24 protein-coding genes are annotated in these 22,956 nt (G+C 71.9%); 8 read left to right on the forward strand and 16 right to left on the reverse strand.

The window, feature by feature from the left end; all coding sequences use genetic code 11:
• Window positions 1–156: 156 nt before the first annotated feature.
• On the reverse strand, window positions 157–453 hold the full coding sequence (locus Q1K57_RS08490) for a chorismate mutase (RefSeq protein WP_300080948.1): 297 nt from the start codon (window positions 451–453) through the stop codon (window positions 157–159).
• Between the two features lie 58 nt (window positions 454–511).
• Here Q1K57_RS08490 and Q1K57_RS08495 point away from each other — a divergent pair, with 58 nt between their 5' ends.
• Genes Q1K57_RS08495 through Q1K57_RS08515 form a run of 5 tightly spaced genes read left to right on the forward strand, consistent with a single transcriptional unit; the run spans window position 512 to window position 4,202 of the window.
• Window positions 512–1,474 (forward strand): diacylglycerol kinase family protein, encoded by a 963-nt coding sequence (locus tag Q1K57_RS08495; RefSeq protein WP_300080951.1) that lies wholly within the window; start codon window positions 512–514, stop codon window positions 1,472–1,474.
• Window positions 1,475–1,517: 43 nt separating this feature from the next.
• Window positions 1,518–2,234, forward strand: a complete 717-nt coding sequence (locus tag Q1K57_RS08500; RefSeq protein ID WP_300080954.1) for a DUF1345 domain-containing protein — start codon at window positions 1,518–1,520, stop codon at window positions 2,232–2,234.
• Window positions 2,235–2,270: 36 nt separating this feature from the next.
• A complete protein-coding gene (locus tag Q1K57_RS08505; protein ID WP_300080957.1) occupies window positions 2,271–3,434 on the forward strand; it encodes a phosphatase domain-containing protein in 1,164 nt (387 codons plus the stop codon).
• A 37-nt stretch (window positions 3,435–3,471) separates the two neighbouring features.
• Window positions 3,472–3,786, forward strand: coding sequence for an MOSC N-terminal beta barrel domain-containing protein (locus Q1K57_RS08510; RefSeq protein ID WP_300080959.1), 315 nt, complete (start codon window positions 3,472–3,474; stop codon window positions 3,784–3,786).
• Window positions 3,750–4,202, forward strand: coding sequence for an MOSC domain-containing protein (locus tag Q1K57_RS08515; RefSeq protein ID WP_300080962.1), 453 nt, complete (start codon window positions 3,750–3,752; stop codon window positions 4,200–4,202). Before Q1K57_RS08510 ends, Q1K57_RS08515 begins: the two co-directional genes overlap by 37 nt.
• 21 nt (window positions 4,203–4,223) lie before the next feature.
• Here Q1K57_RS08515 and Q1K57_RS08520 read toward each other — a convergent pair whose 3' ends face one another.
• The 7 genes from Q1K57_RS08520 to mptB form a co-directional block, all read right to left on the reverse strand.
• Entirely contained in the window at window positions 4,224–6,110 is a 1,887-nt protein-coding gene (locus Q1K57_RS08520; RefSeq protein WP_300080965.1) for a penicillin-binding transpeptidase domain-containing protein, read from the reverse strand.
• Between the two features lie 7 nt (window positions 6,111–6,117).
• The gene (locus Q1K57_RS08525; protein ID WP_300080968.1) at window positions 6,118–7,224 is read right to left on the reverse strand and encodes a GuaB3 family IMP dehydrogenase-related protein; all 1,107 of its coding nucleotides are present in this window, start codon (window positions 7,222–7,224) and stop codon (window positions 6,118–6,120) included.
• Window positions 7,225–7,255: 31 nt separating this feature from the next.
• A complete protein-coding gene (guaB, locus tag Q1K57_RS08530; RefSeq protein ID WP_300080970.1) occupies window positions 7,256–8,779 on the reverse strand; it encodes an IMP dehydrogenase in 1,524 nt (507 codons plus the stop codon).
• Between the two features lie 138 nt (window positions 8,780–8,917).
• A complete protein-coding gene (locus Q1K57_RS08535) occupies window positions 8,918–9,226 on the reverse strand; it encodes a hypothetical protein (RefSeq protein WP_300080973.1) in 309 nt (102 codons plus the stop codon).
• Window positions 9,151–9,825, reverse strand: a complete 675-nt coding sequence (locus Q1K57_RS08540) for an aminotransferase class I/II-fold pyridoxal phosphate-dependent enzyme (RefSeq protein WP_300080976.1) — start codon at window positions 9,823–9,825, stop codon at window positions 9,151–9,153. Before Q1K57_RS08540 ends, Q1K57_RS08535 begins: the two co-directional genes overlap by 76 nt.
• A complete protein-coding gene (locus Q1K57_RS08545) occupies window positions 9,813–10,058 on the reverse strand; it encodes a hypothetical protein (protein ID WP_300080979.1) in 246 nt (81 codons plus the stop codon). Before Q1K57_RS08545 ends, Q1K57_RS08540 begins: the two co-directional genes overlap by 13 nt.
• 54 nt (window positions 10,059–10,112) lie before the next feature.
• On the reverse strand, window positions 10,113–11,498 hold the full coding sequence (gene mptB, locus Q1K57_RS08550) for a polyprenol phosphomannose-dependent alpha 1,6 mannosyltransferase MptB (protein WP_300080982.1): 1,386 nt from the start codon (window positions 11,496–11,498) through the stop codon (window positions 10,113–10,115).
• Between the two features lie 105 nt (window positions 11,499–11,603).
• Between mptB and Q1K57_RS08555 the strand changes: the two genes are divergently transcribed.
• Window positions 11,604–13,031: a DUF418 domain-containing protein gene (locus tag Q1K57_RS08555; protein ID WP_300080985.1), complete on the forward strand. Its 1,428-nt coding sequence runs from the start codon at window positions 11,604–11,606 to the stop codon at window positions 13,029–13,031.
• Here the strand turns inward: Q1K57_RS08555 and Q1K57_RS08560 are convergent.
• The 3 genes from Q1K57_RS08560 to groES form a co-directional block, all read right to left on the reverse strand.
• Window positions 12,928–13,452: an Lrp/AsnC family transcriptional regulator gene (locus Q1K57_RS08560; protein WP_300080989.1), complete on the reverse strand. Its 525-nt coding sequence runs from the start codon at window positions 13,450–13,452 to the stop codon at window positions 12,928–12,930. The genes Q1K57_RS08555 and Q1K57_RS08560 overlap by 104 nt on opposite strands.
• Before the next feature lie 296 nt (window positions 13,453–13,748).
• Window positions 13,749–15,350, reverse strand: a complete 1,602-nt coding sequence (gene groL, locus Q1K57_RS08565; protein ID WP_300080992.1) for a chaperonin GroEL — start codon at window positions 15,348–15,350, stop codon at window positions 13,749–13,751.
• 14 nt (window positions 15,351–15,364) lie between these two features.
• Entirely contained in the window at window positions 15,365–15,661 is a 297-nt protein-coding gene (gene groES / locus Q1K57_RS08570; RefSeq protein ID WP_300080995.1) for a co-chaperone GroES, read from the reverse strand.
• A gap of 300 nt (window positions 15,662–15,961) precedes the next feature.
• Here groES and Q1K57_RS08575 point away from each other — a divergent pair, with 300 nt between their 5' ends.
• Window positions 15,962–17,245, forward strand: coding sequence for an MFS transporter (locus Q1K57_RS08575; RefSeq protein ID WP_300080998.1), 1,284 nt, complete (start codon window positions 15,962–15,964; stop codon window positions 17,243–17,245).
• A 157-nt stretch (window positions 17,246–17,402) separates the two neighbouring features.
• On the opposite strand, the gene Q1K57_RS08580 is transcribed toward Q1K57_RS08575, so the two are convergent.
• From Q1K57_RS08580 to Q1K57_RS08595, 4 genes are read right to left on the reverse strand one after another with little or no spacing between them, the layout of a single operon-like run.
• The gene (locus tag Q1K57_RS08580; protein ID WP_300081001.1) at window positions 17,403–18,572 is read right to left on the reverse strand and encodes a class I SAM-dependent methyltransferase; all 1,170 of its coding nucleotides are present in this window, start codon (window positions 18,570–18,572) and stop codon (window positions 17,403–17,405) included.
• Window positions 18,572–18,964, reverse strand: a complete 393-nt coding sequence (locus Q1K57_RS08585) for a hypothetical protein (protein WP_300081004.1) — start codon at window positions 18,962–18,964, stop codon at window positions 18,572–18,574. The genes Q1K57_RS08580 and Q1K57_RS08585 overlap by 1 nt, the downstream gene beginning before the upstream one ends.
• Window positions 18,961–19,311: a hypothetical protein gene (locus Q1K57_RS08590; RefSeq protein ID WP_300081007.1), complete on the reverse strand. Its 351-nt coding sequence runs from the start codon at window positions 19,309–19,311 to the stop codon at window positions 18,961–18,963. The genes Q1K57_RS08585 and Q1K57_RS08590 overlap by 4 nt, the downstream gene beginning before the upstream one ends.
• 56 nt (window positions 19,312–19,367) lie before the next feature.
• Window positions 19,368–20,054: a type 1 glutamine amidotransferase gene (locus Q1K57_RS08595; protein ID WP_300081009.1), complete on the reverse strand. Its 687-nt coding sequence runs from the start codon at window positions 20,052–20,054 to the stop codon at window positions 19,368–19,370.
• 110 nt (window positions 20,055–20,164) lie between these two features.
• Here Q1K57_RS08595 and galE point away from each other — a divergent pair, with 110 nt between their 5' ends.
• Entirely contained in the window at window positions 20,165–21,181 is a 1,017-nt protein-coding gene (gene galE, locus Q1K57_RS08600; RefSeq protein ID WP_300081012.1) for a UDP-glucose 4-epimerase GalE, read from the forward strand.
• An 8-nt stretch (window positions 21,182–21,189) separates the two neighbouring features.
• Here galE and Q1K57_RS08605 read toward each other — a convergent pair whose 3' ends face one another.
• Window positions 21,190–22,908, reverse strand: coding sequence for an NAD-dependent malic enzyme (locus Q1K57_RS08605; protein ID WP_300081015.1), 1,719 nt, complete (start codon window positions 22,906–22,908; stop codon window positions 21,190–21,192).
• Window positions 22,909–22,956: the final 48 nt, after the last annotated feature.

Genomic DNA, 22,956 nt, shown 5'->3' on the forward strand with positions numbered 1-22,956 from the left:
CTCGTGCAGCGGATGCGCATCTACGCCCACCACGGCTACTTCCACCCCGACGAGATGGACGACCTCATCGAGGAGGCTCGCACCGCCGGCGTCGACGACGTGCCGAGCCGCATCCTGGCGAACTTCGTGCGCGAGTTCCGCTCGGCCTGAGAGGGCTCAGGGCTCCCGGTCGCGGGCGATCTGTTCGTGGTGCCGCACGACCTCGGTGACGATGAAGGTGAGGAACTTCTCGGCGAACTCGGGGTCGAGCCCGGCCTCGTCGGCCAGCCGGCGGAGGCGCTCGATCTGGCGACGCTCCCGGTCGGGATCGGCGGGCGGCAGCCCCCGCGTCGCCTTGAGGACGCCCACGCGCTGGGTGATCTTGAACCGCTCGGCGAGCAGGCTGACCAGAGCGGAGTCGAGGTTGTCGATGCTGGCCCGCAGCGCGGCCAACTCGGGCGGGACGTCGCTCATGGGCACACCCTAACCGCTGGTCCCGGCGCGAACACCGGGCGGAGGGCACAATGGAACGGTGGCAGGGCACAACGATCCGTTCTCTGACCCCGAACCGACTTCGCCGCTCTGGGTGATCCTCAACCCCAAGAGCAAGGACTACGTGCGCGCCCGCCGCGCCGTCCTAGCCGGCTGTGAGACATCCGGGCTGCCCATGCCGCACATCGTCACCACCACGCTCGACGCCGCGGGCGGCCCCCAGGCACGCGAAGCGCTCGCCGGCGGCGCCCGCACGGTCATCGTCGGGGGCGGCGACGGGACGGTCCGCGAGGTCGCCGGGGCGCTCGCCGGGTCGGGCGTCGAGCTCGGCATCCTTCCCATCGGGACCGCCAACCTGTTCGCTCACAACCTCGGCCTGCGCACGCGCGTGTTGCGCCTCGCCGTCCGGCGGGCCCTCACCCCCGGCGGCACGCCCACGGATGTCGCCTGGGCCAGTTGGCGCGCCACGGACGCCGCCGGCGCGGTCGCCGCGCCGTCACGCGAACAGCCGTTCCTCGTCATGGCCGGAGTCGGCCATGACGCGGCGACCGTGGACGCCACCGACCCGAAGAACAAGGACCGCATCGGCTGGCTCGCCTACCTGACCGCCGGCGTGGCGCGCCTGCGCGAGCGGCCCCTCGACATGCGCGTCTCGTTCGACATGACGCCCGCCCGGCGCATCCGCACGTGGACGCTGATCGTCGCGAACTGCGGCGCCATCCCGGCCGGTGTGCGGGTGGTGGCCACCGCGTCGCCGCACGACGGCGTCCTCGACACCCTCGAGGTGCCCCTGCAGTCGCCGACGCAGTGGGCGTCCGTGGCCGCGAAGGGCTTGCTCAAGCACTCGCGCGAGGTCGGGGCGCTGCGGTACGGGACCGCCCGGACGGTCTGGGCCGTCCCCGACCATCCGACGCCCCTGCACCTCGACGGAGACGTGGTGGGCGTCGTCGCCGACCTGCGTGTCCGCATCCAGGCGGGAGCACTGCTGGTCCGGCAGGGCTGAGCCTGCCGGACGCCGGGCGCGGCGTCTGCCAGAATCGGGAGCCATGAGTCAAACCCCCGCGACCCTCGACCGTGCCCTGTGGTGGCTGCTGCGTTCAGAGTGGCGCCGGTCGGCGGCGGCGAGCGTCCTGGCGCTGGTGGTGGCCACGGTGGTGGTCGTCGGCACGACGCCGCCAGAGGCGGGCGAGGTGTTCGCCAAACGACTCTCGCTCGCCTGGCTGGCGCTGTACCTGCTCTCGTACCTCGCGGTGACCTTCGTCCTGCTCCGGCAACCGTGGGAGCGGCTGGCACGGTGGGCGGAGACCTCACGCGACGCCTCCTGGGTGCGGCGCTACCTCCTGCTCCTCGAACCCGGCGCAGGGCTGGCCGTGCTCGTCGCGTTCCTGGCACTGTTCTACTCGGTCCTGCTCGTCGTGGAACGGACGACCGACGTCGTCCTCGTCTTCGGAACGGTCGTGCTCGTCGCCGCGAGCTGGCTGACGATCCTGGTGTCGTTCACGCTGGACTATGTGCGCACCGACGCCCGCCACGGCTGGTCGCTGCTCGACTACCCCGAAGCCGCCGACGGACTCCGCGGCGCGCGCATCGACGACTACCTGTACTTCGCAACCTCGGTGTCGACGACGTTCGGCACGACCGACGTCACCGTCCGCGGCTCGCTCATGCGCCGCCGCGTCGCCGTGCACGGCATCATCGCGTTCGTGTTCAACACCACCGTGATCGCCGTCGTCGTCAACGCCATGTCCGCGCTGGGATCGTGACCGGCGGCGTCCGGCCTGGTCGCTAGGGTGGCCCCCATGGCGTCCGAACCCACCCTCCTGCAACGCCTCCTCCGCGGCCGCACCGACCCGGCCGAGGAAGCGCAGGTGCTCGCCCTGCTGCGAACGGCGTCCGGGCGTGAACTGGACCAGATCCTGACGGAGACCGATGCGGCCGTCCTGATCGGCTCGCTCGACAACTATGCGTTCGGGGCACGCAACCGGGACGCCGTGCGCGAACTCCTGGTGGGGAGGCTGGGCGAACTGGGCATCCAGGCGCGGGCGAACCTCGCCTACGGGTTGCAGGCGGGCTGGACGACCGTGGCCGACGCCTTGGCCATCCGGGAGATCTTCTGGAGCGCGGGCGGGCTCGAGCTGACCAGGCTCAAGAACGCGATGAACATGCGCACCGACGCCCACGACCTGGAAGGTCTCGTGTACGCCGACGTCAAGAGCCCCGCGCTGCGAGCGGACATCCTGGAGCACATCGCGGCCGAGGCGTCCGGGTTGGAGGCGGCCGAGGCGAAGGTGTTGTGCGACATCGACGATACGGTCGTGTGCGCCCTGCACGACCGGCGCTACCCGCGCGGGACCATCTATCCCGGCATCCTGGCACTGCTGGACGCCCTCGACCGCGGCCCCGGCGACGAGCCGTTCTCGATGGGCGATCTGACGTTCGTGACCGCACGCCCCGGGGATGCGTTCGGGCTGATCGAGAACTACGCACGCGCGTCGCTGCGGCGTGCGGGAATCGCGCAGCACTCGGTGCTCACGGGCACCGTGCAGGCCATGTTCACCCTCGACTTGATGGCCGGTCGCAAGATCGCGAACATCCAGCACTACCACGCGCTGTTCCCCGAGTACCGGCTGGTGTTCATCGGCGACTCGGGGCAGGCCGACATCAAGGTGGGCGAGCAGTTGTGGCAGCGGCTCGAGCACGTCCTCGACCTGGTGTTCATCCACGACGTCGTGCACACCCCCGAAGACGAGCGGGGGCGCCTCCGCGGCGAGCGCATCCACCTGGTCGACACCTATGTCGGCGCCGCCCGGCTGGCGTACGAGCGACGGCTCATCAGCCGCGTCGGGTTCGAGCGGGTGATCGAGGAGTCCTTCGCCGCGCTGGAGCGGGTGCGCTGGTCGTCGCCGGAGCAGGAGCGCTCCACCCGCGCCCTCTTCGACGCGGACGCCTCCGTGCCGGCCTGAGCGCCGCGTCTCCCACCCGACGGCGTACCCTGCGGTCATGGAACCCCGCGCGGTCACTGCGTCCCCCGTGGTCACCGAGTCCCGTGTGATCCCCGTGCGGCGGTACCCGGTGAAGGCCATGGGCGGAGAGTCGCTGCAGCACGTCGAGGTGGACGCCCGCGGGCTCGTGGGCGACCGCTGGTTCGCGGTGACCGACGCCGACGGCAAGATCGCCACCGGTAAGAACAGCCGCCGCTTCCGGCGTCACGACGAGGTGTTCAGCTACGCGGCACGGACGGACGCCGAGGGCGTCCGGGTGCGTGGGCCGGGAGGCGAGTGGTCCGTGGGCGAGGCGGCGTTGGAGCCGCGCTGACCGCAGACCTGGGAACGCCGGTCCGGGTCCTGCCGGAGGGTGCGGTCCGGCACCAGGACGGCGGCCAGGTGTCGCTGGTGGGGACGGCGTCGCTCGCCTGGTGCGCCGAGCGGTGGGGGTTGGACGCCGACCCGCGCCGCCTGCGGGTGAACCTCCTCGTCGAGACCGACGAGCCCTTCGTGGAGGAGACGTGGGTGGGCGCCACGCTGGCGATCGGGTCCGCGCGGTTCGAGGTCTCCGAGCGCATGGTGCGGTGCCGGATGGTCGACGTGCCGCAAGACGGCGCGGCGGCCGAGCGCGGGCTCCTGAAGCCCTTGGGCGAGGAGCGGGACACGTCGTTGGCGGTCTACCTGTCGGTGATCGTGCCGGGCGAGGTCGCCGTCGGCGGCCCGGTGGTCGTCTCGCGGGCCAGCTGAGCGGGTCGAGGCGCGCGTAGCTCAGCGGGCGGCGGTCAGGAACTGCTGCGCCACGGCGAGGGCGTCGGCGGAGCCGCCGGGGGCGTCCTCGATGAACACCGCCAGCGCCAGATCGCCCTGGATCACCGTGACCCAGCCGTGGTAGCGCACCGGGCTCCCCCAGCTCGCCGTGCCCGTCTTCGCCGCCGGCTCGCCACCCAGCCCCTGCAGGGCCGTCCCCGTACCGGTGGTCACCACCCCACGCATCAGCCCCCGCAACACGGACGCCTCGTCCTGCGTCAGCGGGGTGGCCGGCGCGTGCGTGACGCGGCCCGGTTCGACCACCAGTACCGGATCGACCGTGTGCCCCGCCGCCACGGACGCCACCACCGTCGCCATGCCCAACGGCGACGCGAGCACCCGACCCTGCCCGATGAACGCCGCCGTCTGCTCGACGGTCGTCCCGTCCGTGGGCACCTGCCCGGCGAACGCCCCCACGACAAGGTTCTTCTCGACGATGAGGCCGAGGGAGCCGGCGGCGTCCGCCAGTTGCTCGGGCGTGAGCGAGCGCGCCTGCGCGAGGAAGGCGCTGTTGCACGAGTGGGCGAACGCGGTGCGCAGCGGCACGTCTCCCAGCTCGGTGGCCGGGTAGCCCTCCCAGTTGTCGAAGCGGTAGCCGTCGACGGTGGAGCCGTCGGTGCAGGGCACGAGCGTGTCGGGCGTCGCGCCGGCGCGCATCATCGCCAGGGCGGTCACGATCTTGAACGTCGAGCCCGGCGCATACTGGCCGAGCGTCGCCGTCGAGTAGCCCTCCGACGCCGGCCCCGACGCCACGGCCAGCAGCGCCCCGTCCGACGGCCGGATCGCGACGACCGCGCTCGCGGACGCCACCCCCGCCAGCGCCGCCTCGGCGGCCTCCTGCAGCCCCACGTCGATCGTGGTCAGTACCGGCGCTCCGGGCAGGGCGTCCACGCGGAAGAGTTCCAGCCCCTGCCGGTTCGTCATCACCTTCTCGACGACGAACCCGGTCGTGCCGCCGAGCACGTGCTGGCGCGCCTCCTGCAGCCCGCCGCGTCCGACGAGGTCGCCCGCGCGGACCGACCCTCCCGACGCGTCCACCTGCTCCGCCGTCGCCTCGGCCACCACCCCGAGGACCGGCCGCGCGAACGACGAGCTGAGCGCCAGCGGACGGGTCGTGTCGATCACCCGGACGCCGATCCAGCGCTGCGCCTGCTGCGCCAGCGCCGCCTCATCCGGCGTCTGGGCGCGCAGCACGCGCGCCTCGAGGAACGCCCGCGGCCCCGACCCGCGGATGCGCTCCACGAACCGGTCGGCGTCGATGCCCATCAGCTCGGCCAGCCGGGCGCCGGACGCCTCCGCCGTCGCCTGGTCCGTCAGCGTCTTGTCGATGCCGACGCGGTAGGCGGGCTGGTTGTAGGCGAGGTACAGCCCGCCCTGGCCGACGATCTCCCCCCGCGTGGCGGCCAGCCGGCTGGCGCGCAGCGTCTCGCCCTCCTGAAGCGTCGGCGCGACGGACGCCGGGGTGTACACCGCCTTCCAGTTCGGTCCGTCCGCGCGCGCCAGCGCGACGGTGGTGTCGTACGCCCACGACTGCTTGCCCTCGTGGATGACCCACTCGAAGTGCAGGTGCGCGGTCTGGGCGCTCCCGTCGACGGGCACGAGGTCGGTGAGGGTCACTGTCGGCCGCAGATCCCCCATCCCGCCGTAGACACTCGACAGCCGCTCGGCCGCCGGCTCGGTGAACATGGCGTCGTCGGCCACGCCCGACGCGAACGCGGACGCCACGGCCTCAGCCGTCGCACGCGCCCGCTGGCCGGGCTCGAACGCGAACCACCACGTGGCCACGCCGGCGCTCGCCGCGAGCAGGACGGCCAGCACCCACGCGACGACCTTCCCCCGGCGGCCCACGACGTCCTCAGGCGTGGACCACGATCTCGACGCGCTGGAACTCCTTCACCTCGGTGTAACCGGTGGTGCCCATCGCCTTCCGCAACGCGCCGACGAGATTCATCGTGCCGTCCGGCGTGTGCGACGGCCCGAGCAGGACTTCCTCCAGCGTGCCCGCCCGGCCCATCCGGACCCGCTCGCCGCGCGGCAGTCGCGGGTGCCAGGCCTCGGGGCCCCAGTGCCAGCCGCGTCCGGGCGCCTCGGCGGCCCGGGCCAGCGGCGTCGCGACCATGCAGGCGTCCGCGCCACAGGCGATCGCCTTCGCGATGTCGCCCGACCGGCCGAGCGCCCCGTCGGCGATGACCTGCACGTAGCGGCCACCCGACTCGTCCATGTAGTCGCGCCGCGCGGCCGCCACGTCGGCGATCGCCGACGCCATCGGCACCTCGACGCCCAACACGTGCCGGGTGCGGCCCGTCGCGCCGCCGCCGAACCCGACGAGGACGCCGGCGGCGCCGGTCCGCATGAGGTGCAGGGCCGCCTGATAGGTGGCGCAGCCGCCGACGATGACCGGCACGTCGAGCTTGCGGATGAACTCCTTGAGGTTGAGCGGCTGGGCGTCGTTGGACACGTGTTCGGCCGACACCGTCGTGCCCCGGATCACGAAGAAGTCCACCCCGGCCGCCTCGACCGCCGACGCGTACTCCTGCGTCTGCTGGGGGCTCAGCGCACCGGCGACCGGGACGCCGGCGTCCCGGATCTGCTTCATGCGCGCCGCGATGAGCTCGGGCTTGATGGGTTCGGCGTAGAGCGCCTGCATGCGCAGGGTGGCAGCCCCGCCGTTCTCGATGGCGGCCAGTTCCTCCAGCAGCGGCTCGGGGTCGTCGTAGCGAGTCCAGAGCCCCTCGAGGTTGAGGACGCCGAGCCCGCCGAGGCGCCCGAACGCGATCGCCGTCTCGGGCGACATGACCGAGTCCATCGGTGCCGCCATGAAGGGGAACTCGAACGTGAGGGCGTCGATCGTCCAGTTGAGCCGCACGTCCTCGGGCGACCGCGTGCGCCGCGTGGGCACGATCGCGATGTCGTCGAAGCCGTACACCTGCGTCGCGCGCTTGGCGCGGCCGATCTCGATCAAGTCAGTCTCCTCTGCGGTGCGTCCCCGGCCGTCACCGGTTGGACGAGTAGTTGGGTGCCTCGACGGTCATCTGGATGTCGTGCGGGTGCGACTCGCGCAGCCCGGACGCCGTGATGCGGACGAACCGGCCCTTCGCCTGCAACTCGTCGATCGTGCGGGCGCCGGAGTAGAACATGGACTGACGCAGCCCACCGACGAGTTGGTACGCGACGGCGGCGAGCGGGCCGCGGTAGGCGACCTGACCCTCGATGCCCTCCGGCACGAACTTGTCGTCGGTCGTGGCCGCGGACTGGAAGTAGCGATCGGACGCGTACGAGCCGCTGCGCCCCCGTGCCTTCATCGCGCCCAGGCTGCCCATGCCGCGGTAGCTCTTGAACTGCTTGCCGTTGATGAACACGAGCTCGCCCGGGCTCTCCTCGCACCCGGCCAGCAGCGACCCCAGCATCACCGCGTTGGCGCCGGCCACGATGGCCTTCGCGATGTCGCCCGAGTACTGCAGCCCGCCGTCGCCGATCACCGGCACACCGGCCGCCTTCGCGGCCCGCGCGGCCTCGTAGATCGCTGTCACCTGTGGCACGCCGACGCCGGCGACCACCCGGGTGGTGCAGATCGAGCCGGGCCCGATACCCACCTTGACGCCGTCGGCGCCGGCCTCGATCAGGCCCTTGGCGCCCTCGAAGGTTGCGATGTTGCCGCCCACGATGTCCACCCCGGACGCCCTCGGCTCGGCCTTGAGCCGGGCGATGAGCTCCATCTCGGCGCGGCTGTGGCCGTGCGCGGTGTCGGTGACGATCATGTCGACGCCCGCCTCGACGAGCCCCATGGCGCGCTCCCAGGCGTCGCCGAACGTGCCCACCGCCGCACCGACGCGGAGGCGTCCGTGCTGGTCTTTCGTGGCGAGGGGGTACTTGTCGGACTTCACGTAGTCCTTGAGGGTGATGAGGCCCGTGAGGCGACCGTCGGCGTCCACGAGAGGCAGCTTCTCGATCTTGTGCTTCGCGAGGAGCGCCAACGCCTCGTCGGGGGCGATCCCGGGATGGCCGGTGACGAGCGGCATGCGGGTCATGACCTCGCCCACCGGGCGGTTCGGGTCGTCCTCGAACCGCATGTCGCGGTTGGTGATGATGCCGACGAGTCTGTCGTCGGCGTCCACGACGGGCAGGCCCGAGATGCGGTAGCGGCCGCACATCTCGTCGACCTCGCCGATCGTCGCGTCGACCGTGGTGGTGATCGGCTGGTCGACCATGCCGGCCTCGGAGCGCTTCACCCGGTCGACCTGACCCGCCTGCTCCTCGGCGCTCATGTTGCGGTGCAGGATGCCGAGGCCGCCCTGACGGGCCATGGCGATAGCCATGCGCGACTCGGTCACCGTGTCCATCGCCGCCGACAGCAGCGGCACCTTCAGCGTGATGCGCCGGGACACCCGCGTGGAGGTGTCCACATCGGAAGGGTGCACGTCGGACTCGTTGGGCTGCAGCAGCACGTCGTCGAACGTCAGGCCGAGCGGGACGAACGGTTCAGGGACTCCGGCAGGGGTCAGATCCTCGAACGGCATGCGGCGCAGCACCTCTTTCTCGACCGTGAGCGGCCAGTGTATCCCCCGCCCCGGACAGTCTCCGTGGGCTCCCGAGGCACGGCGGACCCCGGCCTCAGCGGCGCGGCCCCACCCGTTCCAGGACGGCGGACCCCGGCCTCAGCGGCGCGGCCCCACCTGTTCCAGGACGGCGGCGATACGCTCCAATGCGGCCAGCATCACGGGGTGCGGCAGGGCGAACACGAACCGCACGTGCCCGGCACCCACCGCGCCACACATCGTGCCCTCCGTGCACGACACGGCCGCCTGTTCGAGCAGGAGCGGGCGCACCTCGGCGGGCAGGTCGTAGGCGCCCAGGTCGAGCCAGGCGATGTAGGTGCCCTCGGCGTGCGTCACGCGAGCGAGCGGCATCCGCTCGGCGACGAACCGTTCGAGGTCGTCGCGGTTGCGCTCGAGATAGGCGAGCACGTCGGCCAGCCATGGCCCGCCCTCGGTGTAGGCGGCGGTGGTGGCGCCAGGCCGAGGTTCGCGGCCCCGTGCATGGCGAGCATCCCCACGTCGAGCCAGGAGGCCTGGTCGGCGTCATTGGCCGTGATCAGCTGGGCGCACTTGAGGCCCGGCAGGTTGAACGCCTTGGACGCCGCCGTCGCGGTCACCGTGTGACCGGCGGCCACCGGCCCGATCGACGCGTAGGGGACGTGCGTGTGGCCGGAGTACACCAGTGGCAGCCAGATCTCGTCGCTGAACACGCGCCCGCCCCTGCGGTCCACGAGCTCCTCCAGGGCGGCCAGCTCGGCACGCGTGAAGACGCGACCCGTCGGGTTGTGCGGGTTGCAGAGGATCAGGAGGCGTCCGCCTGCGTCGAAGGCGCGCTCGATGGCGGCCAGATCGTGGCGGAAGGGGCGACCGACGGCGTCCGCAATCATCGGCACCTCGATGACCGCCCGACCCATCGCCGGCGGCACGAAGAGGAAGGGCATGTAGGCGGGCGTGGGGACGATGACCGCACCGCCGGGCTCGCAGAAGTGTTCGATGGCCGCCCGAAGGCATGCGATCACGTCGGGCATCTCGTGGATGCGTTCCGGAGGGACGTGCCAGCCGGTGGTGCGCTCGAGGAAGCCGACGCCGCCCGCTGCAGTCCGGTCCTGTACCGCGGCGGCAGGTAGGCGAACAGGCCCTCGTCGACGGCGGCGTGCAGGGCACGCGTGACGGCCGGCGCGACCCCGAAGTCCATCTCGGCGACGAACGCGCCCGTGGCACCCTCGTCCGTCGCCCATTTCAGGCCGCCCGACCTGCGCAACTCGTCCTCGGTGATGCGGTCCAGTTCTGCGAACGTGGGGATGACTGCCTCCTCTCACGCCGGCGCGGGAACGCCGTGCCACACGACGGTCTGGAAGGCGTTCCAGACCAAGAACGCGAGGGTGAACCCGGCGAGCCAGCCGAACTGGCGGCGGCTGAGCGGCACCAGACCGAGGAGGGCGAGGCTCCACGGCACGTACCACGGGTGCAGCGCCTGCCCGAGCACGGCGACCGCCAGCGACCCCCAGCCGACGGCTGCGACGGGCCGGTCGCTGAAGCGGACCACGATCCAGGCGAGCGCGACGAGCAGCACGGCATTCGACCCGAGGCCGACCACGGCGCGGAACCCCGCCGGATCGACACCCAGGGCCGCGAGGCCGGCGCCGCCCCACTGGCCCAGGATCGCGAACGGCGCCACCGTGCCCGCCCCACCCATGAGCGACAGCCACGCGACCCAGCCGAACCCCTTGCCCGTGACCACCCCGAGCGCCACGAACGTGGCGACCGCGACGGCCGTCACGCCGAGCGTGCGGACGCCGAGCCGCACCACTCGCCGCCCGAGCGGCAGGCGCTGGAGTTCGGCCAGGATCGGCAGGCCGGCGACGGCCAGCACGGTCAAACCGGCTTGCTGCTTGAGCGCCATCGAGACGCCCACCAGCATCGGCGCGACCAGCCACTGCAGCACGGCCGAGCGTTGCCGGACGCCGACGAGCACCACCCAGATCGCCAGCACCGAGCAGCCCACCATGAGCGCGTCGTTGTGGGCACCGCCGACGAAGTGCACGACGAGCAGCGGGTTGAGCAGCCCCCACCACCAGGCGCGCGCGGCGGCGTCCGGTTCCTCGGGCCACAGGAGACGGGCCACCCGGGGCAGAGCGAACGCGAGCAGGGCGACACCGGCGATCGCGGGGAGCCGCATCGCCAGCACCGACCCGTAGGCGGCATTGCCGGTCGAGGCCACGACCGCTTGGTTCACCAGAAGCGACAAGGGCGGATAGGCGACGCCTGTGCCCGACCACAACGGGTCGACGTACGGTGCGAACGGGCCGCCTGCGCTGGCAAGACCGTCGCGGTACACCGAGCCGTTGGCGTTCTCGATCCAGCCGGAGTCGGCATAGAGCACCGCGTCCGCGCTCAGCACGGGTGGGCACCACAGGAGCGGCACCGACCAGAGCGCCAGCAGCAACCCGGGTCGGTCGATCCCCCGGGCACCGCCGGTGGGCCGGAGTTGCCACCAGACCCAGCCGAGCAGGGCGACGCCGACGACCACAACGATGCGGTCGAGGGGGAGGACGGCGGCGAGTCCGACGGCGTTCACCCACCCAGCCGGCCAGCCGGCGCCACCGAACGCGAACTCCGGGTGCGCCGAGCCCCACGCAACCAGCGCACTGCCGAGGACGCCGAGTCCGGCGGCGAGGCTCCAACCCAGTCGGGGGCTCATCGTGTCGTGATCTCCTTGCGCAGCCGAGACCACCAACCTAGCCGCACCGGCGGGCCGGTGGGGGTCCCGGAAGGAGTGTCCGACGGCTTGGTTAGGGTGGTTCCCATGACGGACGACCGCCCGCACACGCCGCCCGCTCCACCCCCTCCGGTCGCTCAGACCGCCCTCCCAGCACAACCGTCGCACTTCGCTCCCGGCCCCTTCGCTCCCCCACCCCCACCGCCCTGGTTCCGGCCACCGGCGGCGTCGGGTCGCTCCCTGGCGCCCGACCTGGCCCGGGGCTTCATGCTGCTGCTCATCGCGGCGGCGAACTCCACGTACTACCTGTGGGGCCACGACGCGTCCCTCTACTCACCGCACCCCCGCGACGGGAGCCCGCTCGACCGGGCGCTGCAGTTCCTCATGTCCGTGGCCGTCGATGGCCGGATCTACCCCCTCTTCGCCCTGCTGTTCGGCTACGGGATGGTCCAACTCGCCCGCAGCAGGGTGGGCCGCGGCTGGCCGCCGGGCGCGATCCGCCGCGCCCTGAACCGACGCCATACGTGGCTGCTGCTGTTCGGGTTCGTGCACGCCCTGTTGCTCTTCGGCGGCGACATCCTCGGCGCCTACGGCCTGACCGGCCTGATCCTCGTGGCACTGCTGTTCAACGCCAAGGACGCGACGATCCGCATCGTGATCGTCGTGTGCGCGGCGCTCTCGCTCGGCGGGGGCCTGCTCTCCGCCGCCACCGCCCTCGGGCTCGGCCTGTGGTTGGCCAGCGACCCGGTGCTCGCCGCGGAAGTGGCGCAGAGCCTGGAGACGAACTGGTTCGGGTCGATGGCCGACAGCGTGTCGGGCCAGTCGAACTACGCGATCGCTGCACTCTTCCGCGTCGTCATGTGGCTGGTCAGCACGCCGGGCGTGGTCCTCGGCCTCACGGTGCCCGCCATGGTCCTGCTCGGTTGGCTCGCAGCGCGACACGGTGTCTTGGAGAACCCCGCGGCGCACCGCACGCTGCTCCGGCGCGTCGCTCTCTGGGGAATCCTGATCGGCTGGGCAGGGGGCGTCCCGATGGGCTTGGTCCACGCCGGTGTCTGGACCCTCTCCGACACCGTGGGCTGGGGCCCGCTCGTGCTCATGTATGCGCTGGGGCCGTTCGCGGGGGTCGGGTATGCGGCCGCCTTCGCCTTGCTGGCGCTGCGCCTGGGCGCCAAGCCCGGCCGCCTGGCGCCCGTCGCGGCCCTCGGCCGCCGGTCCCTGTCGGGCTACCTGGCCCAGTCGCTCGTCATGGCACCCCTTCTGGCAGCGTGGGGGTTCGGTGTGGGCACCCAGGTGAACACCACCGGCGGGCTCGCCATCGCTTTGGGAGTCTGGCTGCTGTCGGTCGGGTTGGCGTGGTGGCTCGAGTCCACCGGCCGCCCAGGGCCGTTCGAGACCCTCCTGCGCCGCCTCATCGGCCGTCCGGACGCCGTCGCTGCGCCTCCCGCGCCGCCCCCGCACCGGCCCGTGGCGGGAGGCCCTGCCGGAGCAACGGGCGCGTCCGGTAGCCGATGACCTCGCGCAGGTAGACGCTCGTCGACGTGCGCAGGATGCCGGGGCAGAGCCGGATCTCCTCGGCCACGCGGTACAGGTCGTCGGGGTCGCGAGCGGCGACGCGGACGAGCAGATCGGTGCTGCCTGCGGGAGCATGGCACTCGAGCACCTCGGGGATCTTCTTCAGGCCCTCGATGGCGGCGTCCAGGCTGTGCTGATCGAGTTCGGCCGCGACCGTGGCGTCCAGCCCGCGGCCGAGCGCCGACGGCGGCACGAGGGTACTGGCCAGCCGGAGCAAGCCCGCCGCGCGGTAGCGGTCCAGGCGCGCTTGGACCGTCCCTCGCGCCAAGCCCGTCCGCTGCGCGAGCAGCAACACCGTCATGCGCGGGTCGTGGTCGAGTTCGAGGAGGATGCGCCGGTCGGTGTCGTCCAGGGTGCACATGGTCCTCCTGCCCAGATCGCCCCCTGCGCGGCGGCCGGGATTGATCAGATTGATCACTGTTTCCACACACGATTGTGCACGACACGTGCTCTGGTGTGAACTGATGGTCATCGAGAGCTAAGGCCCCACAAGGGCCACAGCTCCGCCGAACGGCACGGACCGGCGATCCCGGCGGCCACGCGGAACGCGGAAGGGCCCCGCACCCTGATGGGTGCGGGGCCCGTCCGTCGATGGCGTGGACTCGGCATCGCTCGACCGCGGAGCCGCGGGTCGAGCCCGGCCAGATCCAGCCTCACTCAGTGCTGATGGCCGTGCTCGTCCTCGTCCTCGGGCTTGTCCACCACGAGGGTCTCGGTCGTGAGCAGCAGCGCGGCGATGGACGCCGCGTTGGCCAGCGCGGAGCGGGTCACCTTGACCGGGTCGATGACTCCGGCCGCGACCAGGTCGCCGTACTCGCCGGTGGCCGCGTTGTAGCCGTTGCCGGGCTCCAGCTCGCTCACCTTGGAGACGATGACGTAACCGGGGACGCCGCCGTTCTCGGCGATCCAGCGCAGGGGCTCGCCCAGCGCCTTGGCGACGATCTGGACACCCGCCGCCTCGTCGCCGGACTTGCCGAGGCCGTCGGCGAGCACGCGGCCCGCATGCACGAGGGCGGAGCCGCCGCCGGCGACGATGCCCTCCTCGATGGCCGCACGCGTGGCCGACACGGCGTCCTCGATGCGGTGCTTCTTCTCCTTCATCTCGACCTCGGTCGCGGCGCCCACCTTGATGACGCACACGCCGCCGGCGAGCTTCGCGACCCGCTCGGAGAGCTTCTCGCGATCCCACTCCGAATCGGTGCGGGCGATCTCGGCGCGCAGCTGCTCCACGCGACCCTTGACGGCTTCGGGATCACCGGCGCCGTCCACGATCGTCGTGTTGTCCTTGGTGACGACGACGGTGCGAGCGCGGCCGAGCACGTCCAGACCCACCTGGTCGAGCTTGAGGCCCACCTCGGGGGCGACGACCTGCCCACCGGTCAGGATGGCGATGTCCTCCAGCATGGCCTTGCGGCGGTCACCGAACGCCGGCGCCTTGACGGCGACCGACGTGAAGGTGCCGCGGATCTTGTTGACGACGAGCGTGGACAGGGCCTCGCCCTCGACGTCCTCGGCAACGACGAACAGGGTGCCACCGGCGCCGATGACCTTCTCCAGCAGGGGCAGGAGGTCGTTCATCGAGCTGACCTTGCCCGAGTTGATGAGGATGTACGGGTTGTCCAGCACGGCCTCCATGCGCTCGGGGTCGGTCACCATGTACGGCGACAGGTAGCCCTTGTCGAACTGCATGCCCTCGGTGAAATCGAGCTCGGTGCCGAACGTCTGGGACTCGTCGACGGTGATGACGCCGTCCTTGCCGACCTTGTCGAAGGCGTCCGCGATGAGGCGTCCGATCTCCTCGTCCCGGCTCGAGATGGTGGCGACGTTCGCCATGTCGTCGGTCGTCTCGACCTGCTTGGCGACGGCGGCGAGCTCGTCGCTGACGGCCTCGACGGCCGCCTCGATGCCGCGCTTGAGGCCGACCGGGTTGCTCCCGGCGGCCACGGCGCGCAGGCCCTCGTGGACGAGCGCCTGCGCCAGCACGGTCGCGGTGGTGGTGCCGTCACCGGCGACGTCGTTCGTCTTGGTGGCGACCTCCTTCGCGAGTTGCGCGCCGAGGTTCTCGAAGGGATCGGTGAGCTCGACCTCCTTGGCGACGGTCACGCCGTCGTTGGTGATGGTCGGGGCGCCCCACTTCTTGTCGAGCACCACATAGCGGCCCTTCGGGCCGAGCGTCACCTTCACGGTGTTGGCGAGGGCGTCCACGCCGCGCTCGAGCGAGCGGCGCGCCTCCTCGTCGAACTGAAGGATCTTGGGCATGGGTTGATCAGTCCTTACTTGGTGACGACGGCGAGGATGTCACGGGCGTTGAGCAGCAGGTACTCGTTCCCGTCGTACTTGACCTCGGTGCCGCCGTACTTGCTGAAGATGACGACATCGCCCTCGGCGACGTCGAGCGGGACGCGATTGCCGTTGTCGTCGATGCGGCCTGGGCCGGTGGCGATGACCTTGCCCTCCTGCGGCTTCTCCTTGGCAGTGTCGGGGATGACCAGGCCCGAGGCGGTGGTGGTCTCGGCCTCGAGGGGCTGGATGAGGATGCGGTCCTCGAGCGGCTTGATCGTGACGGCCACGATGGTGCCCTTTCCTTGTTCGATCGCCCGCCGGTCGGCGGACGGGATTCTTCACTTGTTGCGCCGCCCAGGCGTCGTCGCGGTGCCGCCGTGGGCTGGCAGACTCGGGTGTCGAGTGCCAACGTCGACGATATACCCGGGTTAGCACTCGTTCAACCTGAGTGCTAACGGGCAGCGGCGGTGTCCAGGATCGCGTCGCCGGACGCCGAGGACATCGCCCAACGAGACGCGCGGACCGAACCTCCCGCTGACCCCTACGGATCGGATTTAATGGAGTGCCAAGCCGCTGAAGGGACACCGATGACGGAACCGACCGCCGCCACGCAGCGTTTCACCGCGCGCCACGCCATGGCCCTGGCGGGCGCCGGCCTCCTCGTGGCCGCGGCGATGCTGTTCTTCATGAGCGGCAGCATCCTCCTGCCGCCGCTGGCCGCCGACCTCGGCGTGGGGCTCGGCCAGGTGATGCTGTTCGTCACGATCACGTTCGCGGTGTCGGCGGTCGTGATGAGCGTGGGTGGGCCGTTCTTCGACCGGTTCGGGGCACGGCGACTCGTCATCGTGGGCGGACTGTTCTCGGCGGCGATGTTCCTCGGGGTGTCGTTCGTCAACGGGCTGGGCATGCTGTACGCGTTCGCCGCGCTCGCGGGGGCACTGTTCCTCGCGTCGACGCAGATGGCGGCGACGATGATCGTCAACGCGTGGTTCCATGCGAACCGGGGCATGGCGATGGGCGTCATGCAGGCGCTCGGCGGCCTGGGCGGCATCGCCGCCGGCTCGCTGCTGCCCGTGGTGGTGCAGACAGGCGGCTGGCAGCTGGGGTTCCGGACGGCGGCCGGCATCGTGGCGGCCATCGCCGTGGTGGCTGGGCTGCTCGTGCGGTCGCGGCCGGCCGACGCCGGGCTGCACCCCTACGGTCTCGAGACGATGCCGACCGACGACGTGGAGGAGGTCGTCCGGGAGGATGTCGTCGAGGAAGCTCACGACGCTGGCATGGAGCCGGCAGACGCGCTGCGCTCACCGCGGTTCGCTGCCCTCGTGCTCGGCATCTTGCTGATCAACCTCGTGAACGCCATCCAGCAGCACTTCGCGCCACTCATGGAGGGCAACGGCCTCGATCTCACCGCGGCGGGCTCGCTCATCTCCATCCTCGCCATCGGGAACGTCGTGGCGACCCTGCTGCTCGGCACGCTCATCGACCGGTGGGGAGCCCTGCAGACCGCCCTGCTGTCCATGGCGCTCATGATCGGGGCCATGCTCGCCTTCTGGCTGACGACCGGCTACGGCGGCCAGCTCGCCGGCATCCTCCTGTTCGCCGTGCCGTCGGTGCTGTCCCCCGTGGTCGCGCCGCTGATCGTGCGCCAGGTGTTCGGCGAGCGGGCGTTCAACACCCTCATCGGCATCGGCATCGCCGCCATGCCGCTGGGCGTCGCCATCGGGTCGCCGCTGTGGGGCGTCCTGTACGACATGACGGGCGGCTACACCGTCCAGCTCATCGGCAGCATCGTGGCCGCGCTGCTCGCCTGCGTCTTGTTCGCGTTCACCCTCAGCGGCCACCAGGGTTCCGCGGGCCACGCCCGGGGCTGAGGCCCGCTCGGTCCCGCAGATGCGCCGGTTGGGCGCACAGACGCCACTTCGGCGCAGAAACGCCGGTTCGGTCCGCTCACACGCCGCTTGGGCGCAGAAACGCCGGGTCTGCGCGGCGTATGTGCGCCCAACCGGCGTGCCTGCCCGAACGCGGCCCTCAGCGCACCCGGTCGGCCACGATCGCCACGGCGCCGTCCGGGGTGGGCGTCAGGATCAGGGTCGCGGACGCCGCCCCCTTCGGCTTCAGCCGCCTCCGGAGCGCGGCGGGGTCGACGTCGACACCGCGCTTCTTGATCTCCAGGACGCCGACGCCCTCGGCTCGCACCCACGCCCGCAGCACCTTTTCGTCGAAGGCCAGCACGTCGCGCACCGCGAAGCACGTCGCGAACGGCGTCGGCATGACCCAGTCCGCGCTGAGATAGGCGAGGCCGGGTGCAACCCGGTGCCCGCGCACCAGGCCCGCCACCTCGTCGACCAGCCCGGCGCGCACCACGGCCCCGTCCGGCTCGTAGACGAACGCCCCGACCGGGCCCACCTCGGCCGGCGGCCGCCCGGAGGCGACCAGCTCCACCCCGTCCACCACCGCCGCGCGCCGGCCGGCGACGGTTCCGGGACCCGCCCACACCGCGCACTCCACCACGCTGCCGCCCTCGGAGACCCACTCGGCCTCCACGGCGTCCTCGAGCAGGTCGTGCGGCACGCCGGGCCCGAGCTTCACGCACGCAGGATGGCCCCCGCTCAGCAACGACTCCACGAACGGCCACGGAGGGCTCAGGTCCTCGACCCGCCACGAGCGGCCCGACGCCGTCCGTCGCGCCGGGTCGGCGAACACCCCCAACCCCGCGGCGTCCGGCCCGGACGCCGTCCGCTCGGCCCACCACGCTTGCGCGTCGGCCACCGCCACCGGACGCCCCAGGTTCGCTGCCGCCAGCACCGCGGTCGCCTCGTCCCGCTCGACGGCCTCCGCGGCGATGCCCGCGTCGATCAGCGCCAACGCGTCCGCGCCGAGGCCGCAGCCGAGGTCGGCCACCACAGCTGCCCCAAGCGCGGCGAAGCGGCGCGCCCGCCGCGCGGCGACGGAAGCCCGAGTGGCCTGCTCCAGCCCGTCGCGGGTGAAGAACAGTCCCTCGGCCCGCTCGCCGAACTTGGCCCGCGCCCGGCGCCGCAGCGCCACCTGCGTGAGCACCGCGGCGGCCCGGTCGGGTTCGACGAGCGCCCGCAGCCGGGTCGCGGCCCCCAGCGATTCGGGGTCGGCCTCGGCCGCAGCAGCGCGCAAGGCAGCACGGGCGTCGTCCGAGACGAGCCAGCGGGCGAGGTCGGGCTGCATCAGCCGACGATGTGGAGGACGACGACCCCCTCGGGGGACGCCGTCCCGCCCAACTCCCAGGCCTTGTCGACCAGCCCGGCGAGCTTCGCCCCGGCGCCGTACTTCGCGTGGATCGCGGACTTCACGGCCGCGAACTCGGGGGCGTCCTCGGCGACCAGGTGTCCACGGCCCTCGAGCACCGGCTCCTCGCGCAACGCCTTGCCGCCCCGGCCGGCGGCCTGCAGGGTCACGACGTCGGTCAACGCGAACCGCTCGGCCCACGGGGCGGCGTGCGGCGTCCAGAAGCCGACCGTGTCGTGGTCGACCTCGACGACCCACTCCGAAGAGACGGTCTGCGCGCCTGCGGCGTCGAAGGTGGTGACGACGATGCGGTCAGCGTCGGAGAGTTTCATCGGGCCTCGGGGCGATCCGGGTCGATGGCCGTCCGCTCGGCGGCGACGGCGCGGTTGCCGATCTCGTTGGTGCGGCGGGCGTTGGCCTCGTCGAGCGTCGCGCGGCGCACCTGGCCCGCGGTGCGCCCCGGCAGGCCGATGGCCAGCCCCAGCGCGAGTCCGGCGGCGGCCGCGATGCCGGCGATGAACGAGGTGGACTGGAAGGGATCCGGGATGGACCGGTCGGTGTACCGGGCCGCCGCCCCCACGAGTTCGCGCGCGTCGAGCGCGAACTGGGCGAGCAGCACCCCGGCGTAGACGACTCCGGCGACGGCCACGCCGGCGAAGAGCACCTTCAGGATCTTCATGCGGGCACTCTAGGGCCTGGCGAGGCGAATCACCCGCCCCCGCGCGGGCGACCAGCTCACGCGCAGGCGCGCACGAACCCCTCGGCGACGGCCCGGCCGACGGCCACGATCTCGGCATCGTTCGCCCGCAACCCGGCGACCAGCTCGGTCGTGTCGTTGCCGTCCGCCTCTTCCCAGCGACGCACGAGCTCGGGGCTGGCCTCGGGGTGGAACTGGACGCCGACCGCCGAGCCCACGCGGAAGGCTTGGTGGGGGTACTTCTCCGACGACGCCAGCAGCACCGCACCCTCGGGCAGGCGGGTCACGACGTCGTGGTGCGACTCGGCCACCGCCGTCCCTACCCCGGCTGCCGCAGCCAGCACGGGGTCGGACGCCGCCGCCTCGGCCCATACGACCTGGGTCGCCCCAGTCTCGCCTCCCGCCGGATCGGCGACCGTCACCTCACCGCCCAGCGCGTCGGCCAGGATCTGGTGGCCCAGGCAGATGCCGAGCACGGGCAGGTCGATCTCGATCACGTCCGCGAGCAGGTCACCGACGGCCGACAGCCAGGGGTGCTCGGCGACAGCGTGGGCGTCCATCCGGCCGCCGAGCACGAGCAGGCCGTCGCCCACGGCGTCCGCACTGGGAACCCCCCGCTCGGCCACCGGCACCACGCTCAGCCGGGCCCCCGCGGCCCTGAGCCAGCCCTCGAAACGGTCGAGGGGGACGGTGGGATCGAGCTGCAGGACGGTGATGCGTGGCATGGGACGAACCTACAAGAAAGGGGTTTCCTCGCCGTTACGCCCCGTCCGCGGTCCCGACGACGCTGGTTCAGCCTGTGCGTTGCTAGCCTGTCGGTGTCGGAAGGAAAGTCATGCGCGTGCTCGTCACCGGTGGCGCCGGATACATCGGCTCCCACACCGTCCTCGCCCTCCTGGAGACCGGGCACGATGTGCTCGTCGTGGACGACCTCTCGAACAGTTCGGAGGAGTCCCTGCGCCGGGTGGCCGAGTTAGCCGGGCGCGAGGCGCGCTTCGTGCAGGCGAACGTGCGGGACGCCGCGGCGCTCGACGCCGCCTTCGCCGGCTTCTCCCCCGACGCTGTCATCCACTTCGCCGGCTGGAAGGCGGTGGGCGAGTCGACGCAGATCCCGCTCACGTACTACCGCGAGAACCTGGGCTCGACCTTCACCCTGCTCGAGGCGATGGCCGCCCACGACTGCCACCAGATCGTGTTCAGTTCGTCGGCCACCGTCTACGGCGAGTTGTCCGAGCCGCCGTTCACCGAGGACTCCCCCACGGGCGCCACCAACCCCTACGGCCGCACGAAGCACATGATCGAGCAGATCCTGGCCGACGCAGCGGCAGCGGACGCCGAGCTGCGCGTCGCCGTGCTGCGCTACTTCAACCCCATCGGCGCGCACGCGTCCGGGCGCATCGGCGAGGATCCGAAGGGCATCCCGAACAACCTGCTGCCGTTCGTCGCTCAGGTCGCCACCGGACGCCGCGACAAGCTGATGGTCTTCGGCGACGACTACCCCACCCCGGACGGGACGGGACTGCGCGACTACATCCACGTCGTCGACCTGGCCGCCGGGCATCTCGCGGCCCTTGACTACCTGGGCGGGCACGGCGGCTTCCACGTGTGGAACCTGGGCACGGGCGACCCGAAGTCGGTGCTCGACATCGTCCACGCCTACGAGGGGGCCTCCGGGGTGGCGATCCCCTACGAGATCGTCGCGCGGCGTCCGGGTGACGTGGCGGCGTCCTACGCCGACGTCACGCGCGCCCACAAGGAGCTCGGCTGGCAGGCCCGGAAATCCGTCGAACAGGCGTGCGAGGACACCTTCCGCTGGCAGTCGGAGAACCCCGACGGCTTCGCCGACTCCTGATCAAGCCGTCAGTCGGAGAAGATCAGCTCCGGGTAGACCGGCTGCCACATGGCGTCGAACACCTGCTGGATCGGGTCGGTGAGCGGCCGCTCGGCGACGCCCTCGGCCTCGGCGGCGCGCGCCACCGCGATCGCGACGGTCGCGGAGACCCGCCGCAGGTCGCCCACATGCGGCAGCAGTGACTGCCCCGGGCGCGTGATGCGCACCAGGGACGCCACCGCGTGGGCGGCGGCGGCGATCATCGCGTCGGTCACCCGAGTCGCCCGGCACACGCTGACGCCCAACCCGATGCCCGGGAAGACGAACGCATTGTTGGCCTGCGCGACCGCATAGGTCGTCTCGTCGAGGGTCACCGACCCGAACGGCGACCCCGTCGCGACCAGCGCCCGGCCCTCGGTCCAGGTGAGCACGTCGGTGGGGGTGGCCTCGGCCAGGATCGTCGGGTTGGACAGGGGCATGATGATCGGCCGGTCCACGTGGAGCGCCATCTCCTTGATGACGGGCTCGGTGAACGACCCCGACTGCCCCGAGGTGCCGATGAGCACGGTCGGGTGCACGTTCCGCACGACGTCAGCGAGGTGGTAGGCGCCCGGCGCGTCGGTGGCCCAGCCCGTGAGCTCGGACGCCGCCCGCGCGTAGGGCCGCTGGAAGTCGCGGAACCTCTTCGTGGGCTCGTCGGTGACCAGCCCCCGGCTCGAGGTGGCCCAGAACCGCTGCCGTGCCTCCGCAGGTGTGAGCCCCTCGGCGACCATGAGGTCGACCAGGAGATCGGCGATGCCGATGCCCGCGGTGCCGGCACCGTGAATGACGACGCGCTGGTCCGAGAGCCGCTCCCCCTTCGCCCGCACGCCCGCGATGAACGCCGCCGCCACGACCGCCGCCGTCCCCTGGACGTCGTCGTTGAACGTGCAGATGCGCTCCCGGTAGGCGTTCAGGATGCGGTGGGCGTTGTCGGCGCCGAAGTCCTCCCAGTGGATCATCGCGTGTGGGAACACTCGCTGCGCGGCCTCCACGAAGGCCTCGATGAACGCGTCGTAGCGCTCACCGCGCACGCGGGCGTGCTGCAGGCCGAGGTAGAGGTCGTCGTTGAGGAGTTGCAAGTTGTCGGTGCCGACGTCGAGCACCACGGGCACCATCCGGTTCGGGTCGACGCCGCCGGCGGCGGTGTACAGGCTCTTCTTGCCGAGGCAGATCTGGACGCCGCCGACGCCTTGGTCGCCGATGCCGAGGATGCCCTCGGAGTCGGTGACGATCAGCATGTCGACGTCGTCGGGCTTGCGGTCGATCGAACGCAGCGCCTGCTCGATGCGATCGGGCGCCTCGATCGAGCAGAAGACGCCGGCGATGCGCTGGTACCACAGCGAGAACTCCTGGATGGCATCGCCGATGGTGGGCGTGTAGACGATCGGCATCATCTCGTCGAGATGCTCGCTCAGCAGGCGGTAGAACAGCACCGTGTTGCGGTCGCGCAGGCCCTGCAGGTAGGCGAACTTCTCCAGGTTCGAGTTCGCACGCAGGTAGCGCGTGTAGGCGCGGTGCAGTTGGGCGTCCAGCGGGGTGACCGCCTCCGGCAGCAGACCCTCCAGCCCGAGCTCGCGGCGCTCGTCGTGGGTGAACGCGGTGCCCCGGTTCAAGCGCGGGATGCGGAGAACCGCACTGCCCCGCGCGCGCACGCGGATGCGCTTGCCGTGGTCGCCGGGGAGGATGTCGTACGGACGTCCGGCCATGGCAGCAGGTTATCGGCCGGACGCCGCCGGTGCAGTCCGGCGTCCGGC

The organism is Propioniciclava sp., from assembly GCF_029977985.1.
In the GTDB taxonomy this organism is placed as follows: Bacteria; Actinomycetota; Actinomycetes; order Propionibacteriales; family Propionibacteriaceae; genus Propioniciclava.

Coding starts and splice junctions, on each gene's coding strand:
- Q1K57_RS08490 (WP_300080948.1), bottom strand. CDS start 453: ATGAGCGACGTCCCGCCCGAGTTGGCCGCGCTGCGGGCCAGCATCGAC.
- Q1K57_RS08500 (WP_300080954.1), top strand. CDS start 1,518: ATGAGTCAAACCCCCGCGACCCTCGACCGTGCCCTGTGGTGGCTGCTG.
- Q1K57_RS08505 (WP_300080957.1), top strand. CDS start 2,271: ATGGCGTCCGAACCCACCCTCCTGCAACGCCTCCTCCGCGGCCGCACC.
- Q1K57_RS08510 (WP_300080959.1), top strand. CDS start 3,472: ATGGAACCCCGCGCGGTCACTGCGTCCCCCGTGGTCACCGAGTCCCGT.
- guaB (WP_300080970.1), bottom strand. CDS start 8,779: ATGCCGTTCGAGGATCTGACCCCTGCCGGAGTCCCTGAACCGTTCGTC.
- Q1K57_RS08540 (WP_300080976.1), bottom strand. CDS start 9,825: ATGCCCGACGTGATCGCATGCCTTCGGGCGGCCATCGAACACTTCTGC.
- mptB (WP_300080982.1), bottom strand. CDS start 11,498: ATGAGCCCCCGACTGGGTTGGAGCCTCGCCGCCGGACTCGGCGTCCTC.
- Q1K57_RS08555 (WP_300080985.1), top strand. CDS start 11,604: ATGACGGACGACCGCCCGCACACGCCGCCCGCTCCACCCCCTCCGGTC.
- Q1K57_RS08560 (WP_300080989.1), bottom strand. CDS start 13,452: ATGTGCACCCTGGACGACACCGACCGGCGCATCCTCCTCGAACTCGAC.
- groL (WP_300080992.1), bottom strand. CDS start 15,350: ATGCCCAAGATCCTTCAGTTCGACGAGGAGGCGCGCCGCTCGCTCGAG.
- Q1K57_RS08575 (WP_300080998.1), top strand. CDS start 15,962: ATGACGGAACCGACCGCCGCCACGCAGCGTTTCACCGCGCGCCACGCC.
- Q1K57_RS08580 (WP_300081001.1), bottom strand. CDS start 18,572: ATGCAGCCCGACCTCGCCCGCTGGCTCGTCTCGGACGACGCCCGTGCT.
- Q1K57_RS08585 (WP_300081004.1), bottom strand. CDS start 18,964: ATGAAACTCTCCGACGCTGACCGCATCGTCGTCACCACCTTCGACGCC.
- Q1K57_RS08590 (WP_300081007.1), bottom strand. CDS start 19,311: ATGAAGATCCTGAAGGTGCTCTTCGCCGGCGTGGCCGTCGCCGGAGTC.
- Q1K57_RS08595 (WP_300081009.1), bottom strand. CDS start 20,054: ATGCCACGCATCACCGTCCTGCAGCTCGATCCCACCGTCCCCCTCGAC.
- galE (WP_300081012.1), top strand. CDS start 20,165: ATGCGCGTGCTCGTCACCGGTGGCGCCGGATACATCGGCTCCCACACC.
- Q1K57_RS08605 (WP_300081015.1), bottom strand. CDS start 22,908: ATGGCCGGACGTCCGTACGACATCCTCCCCGGCGACCACGGCAAGCGC.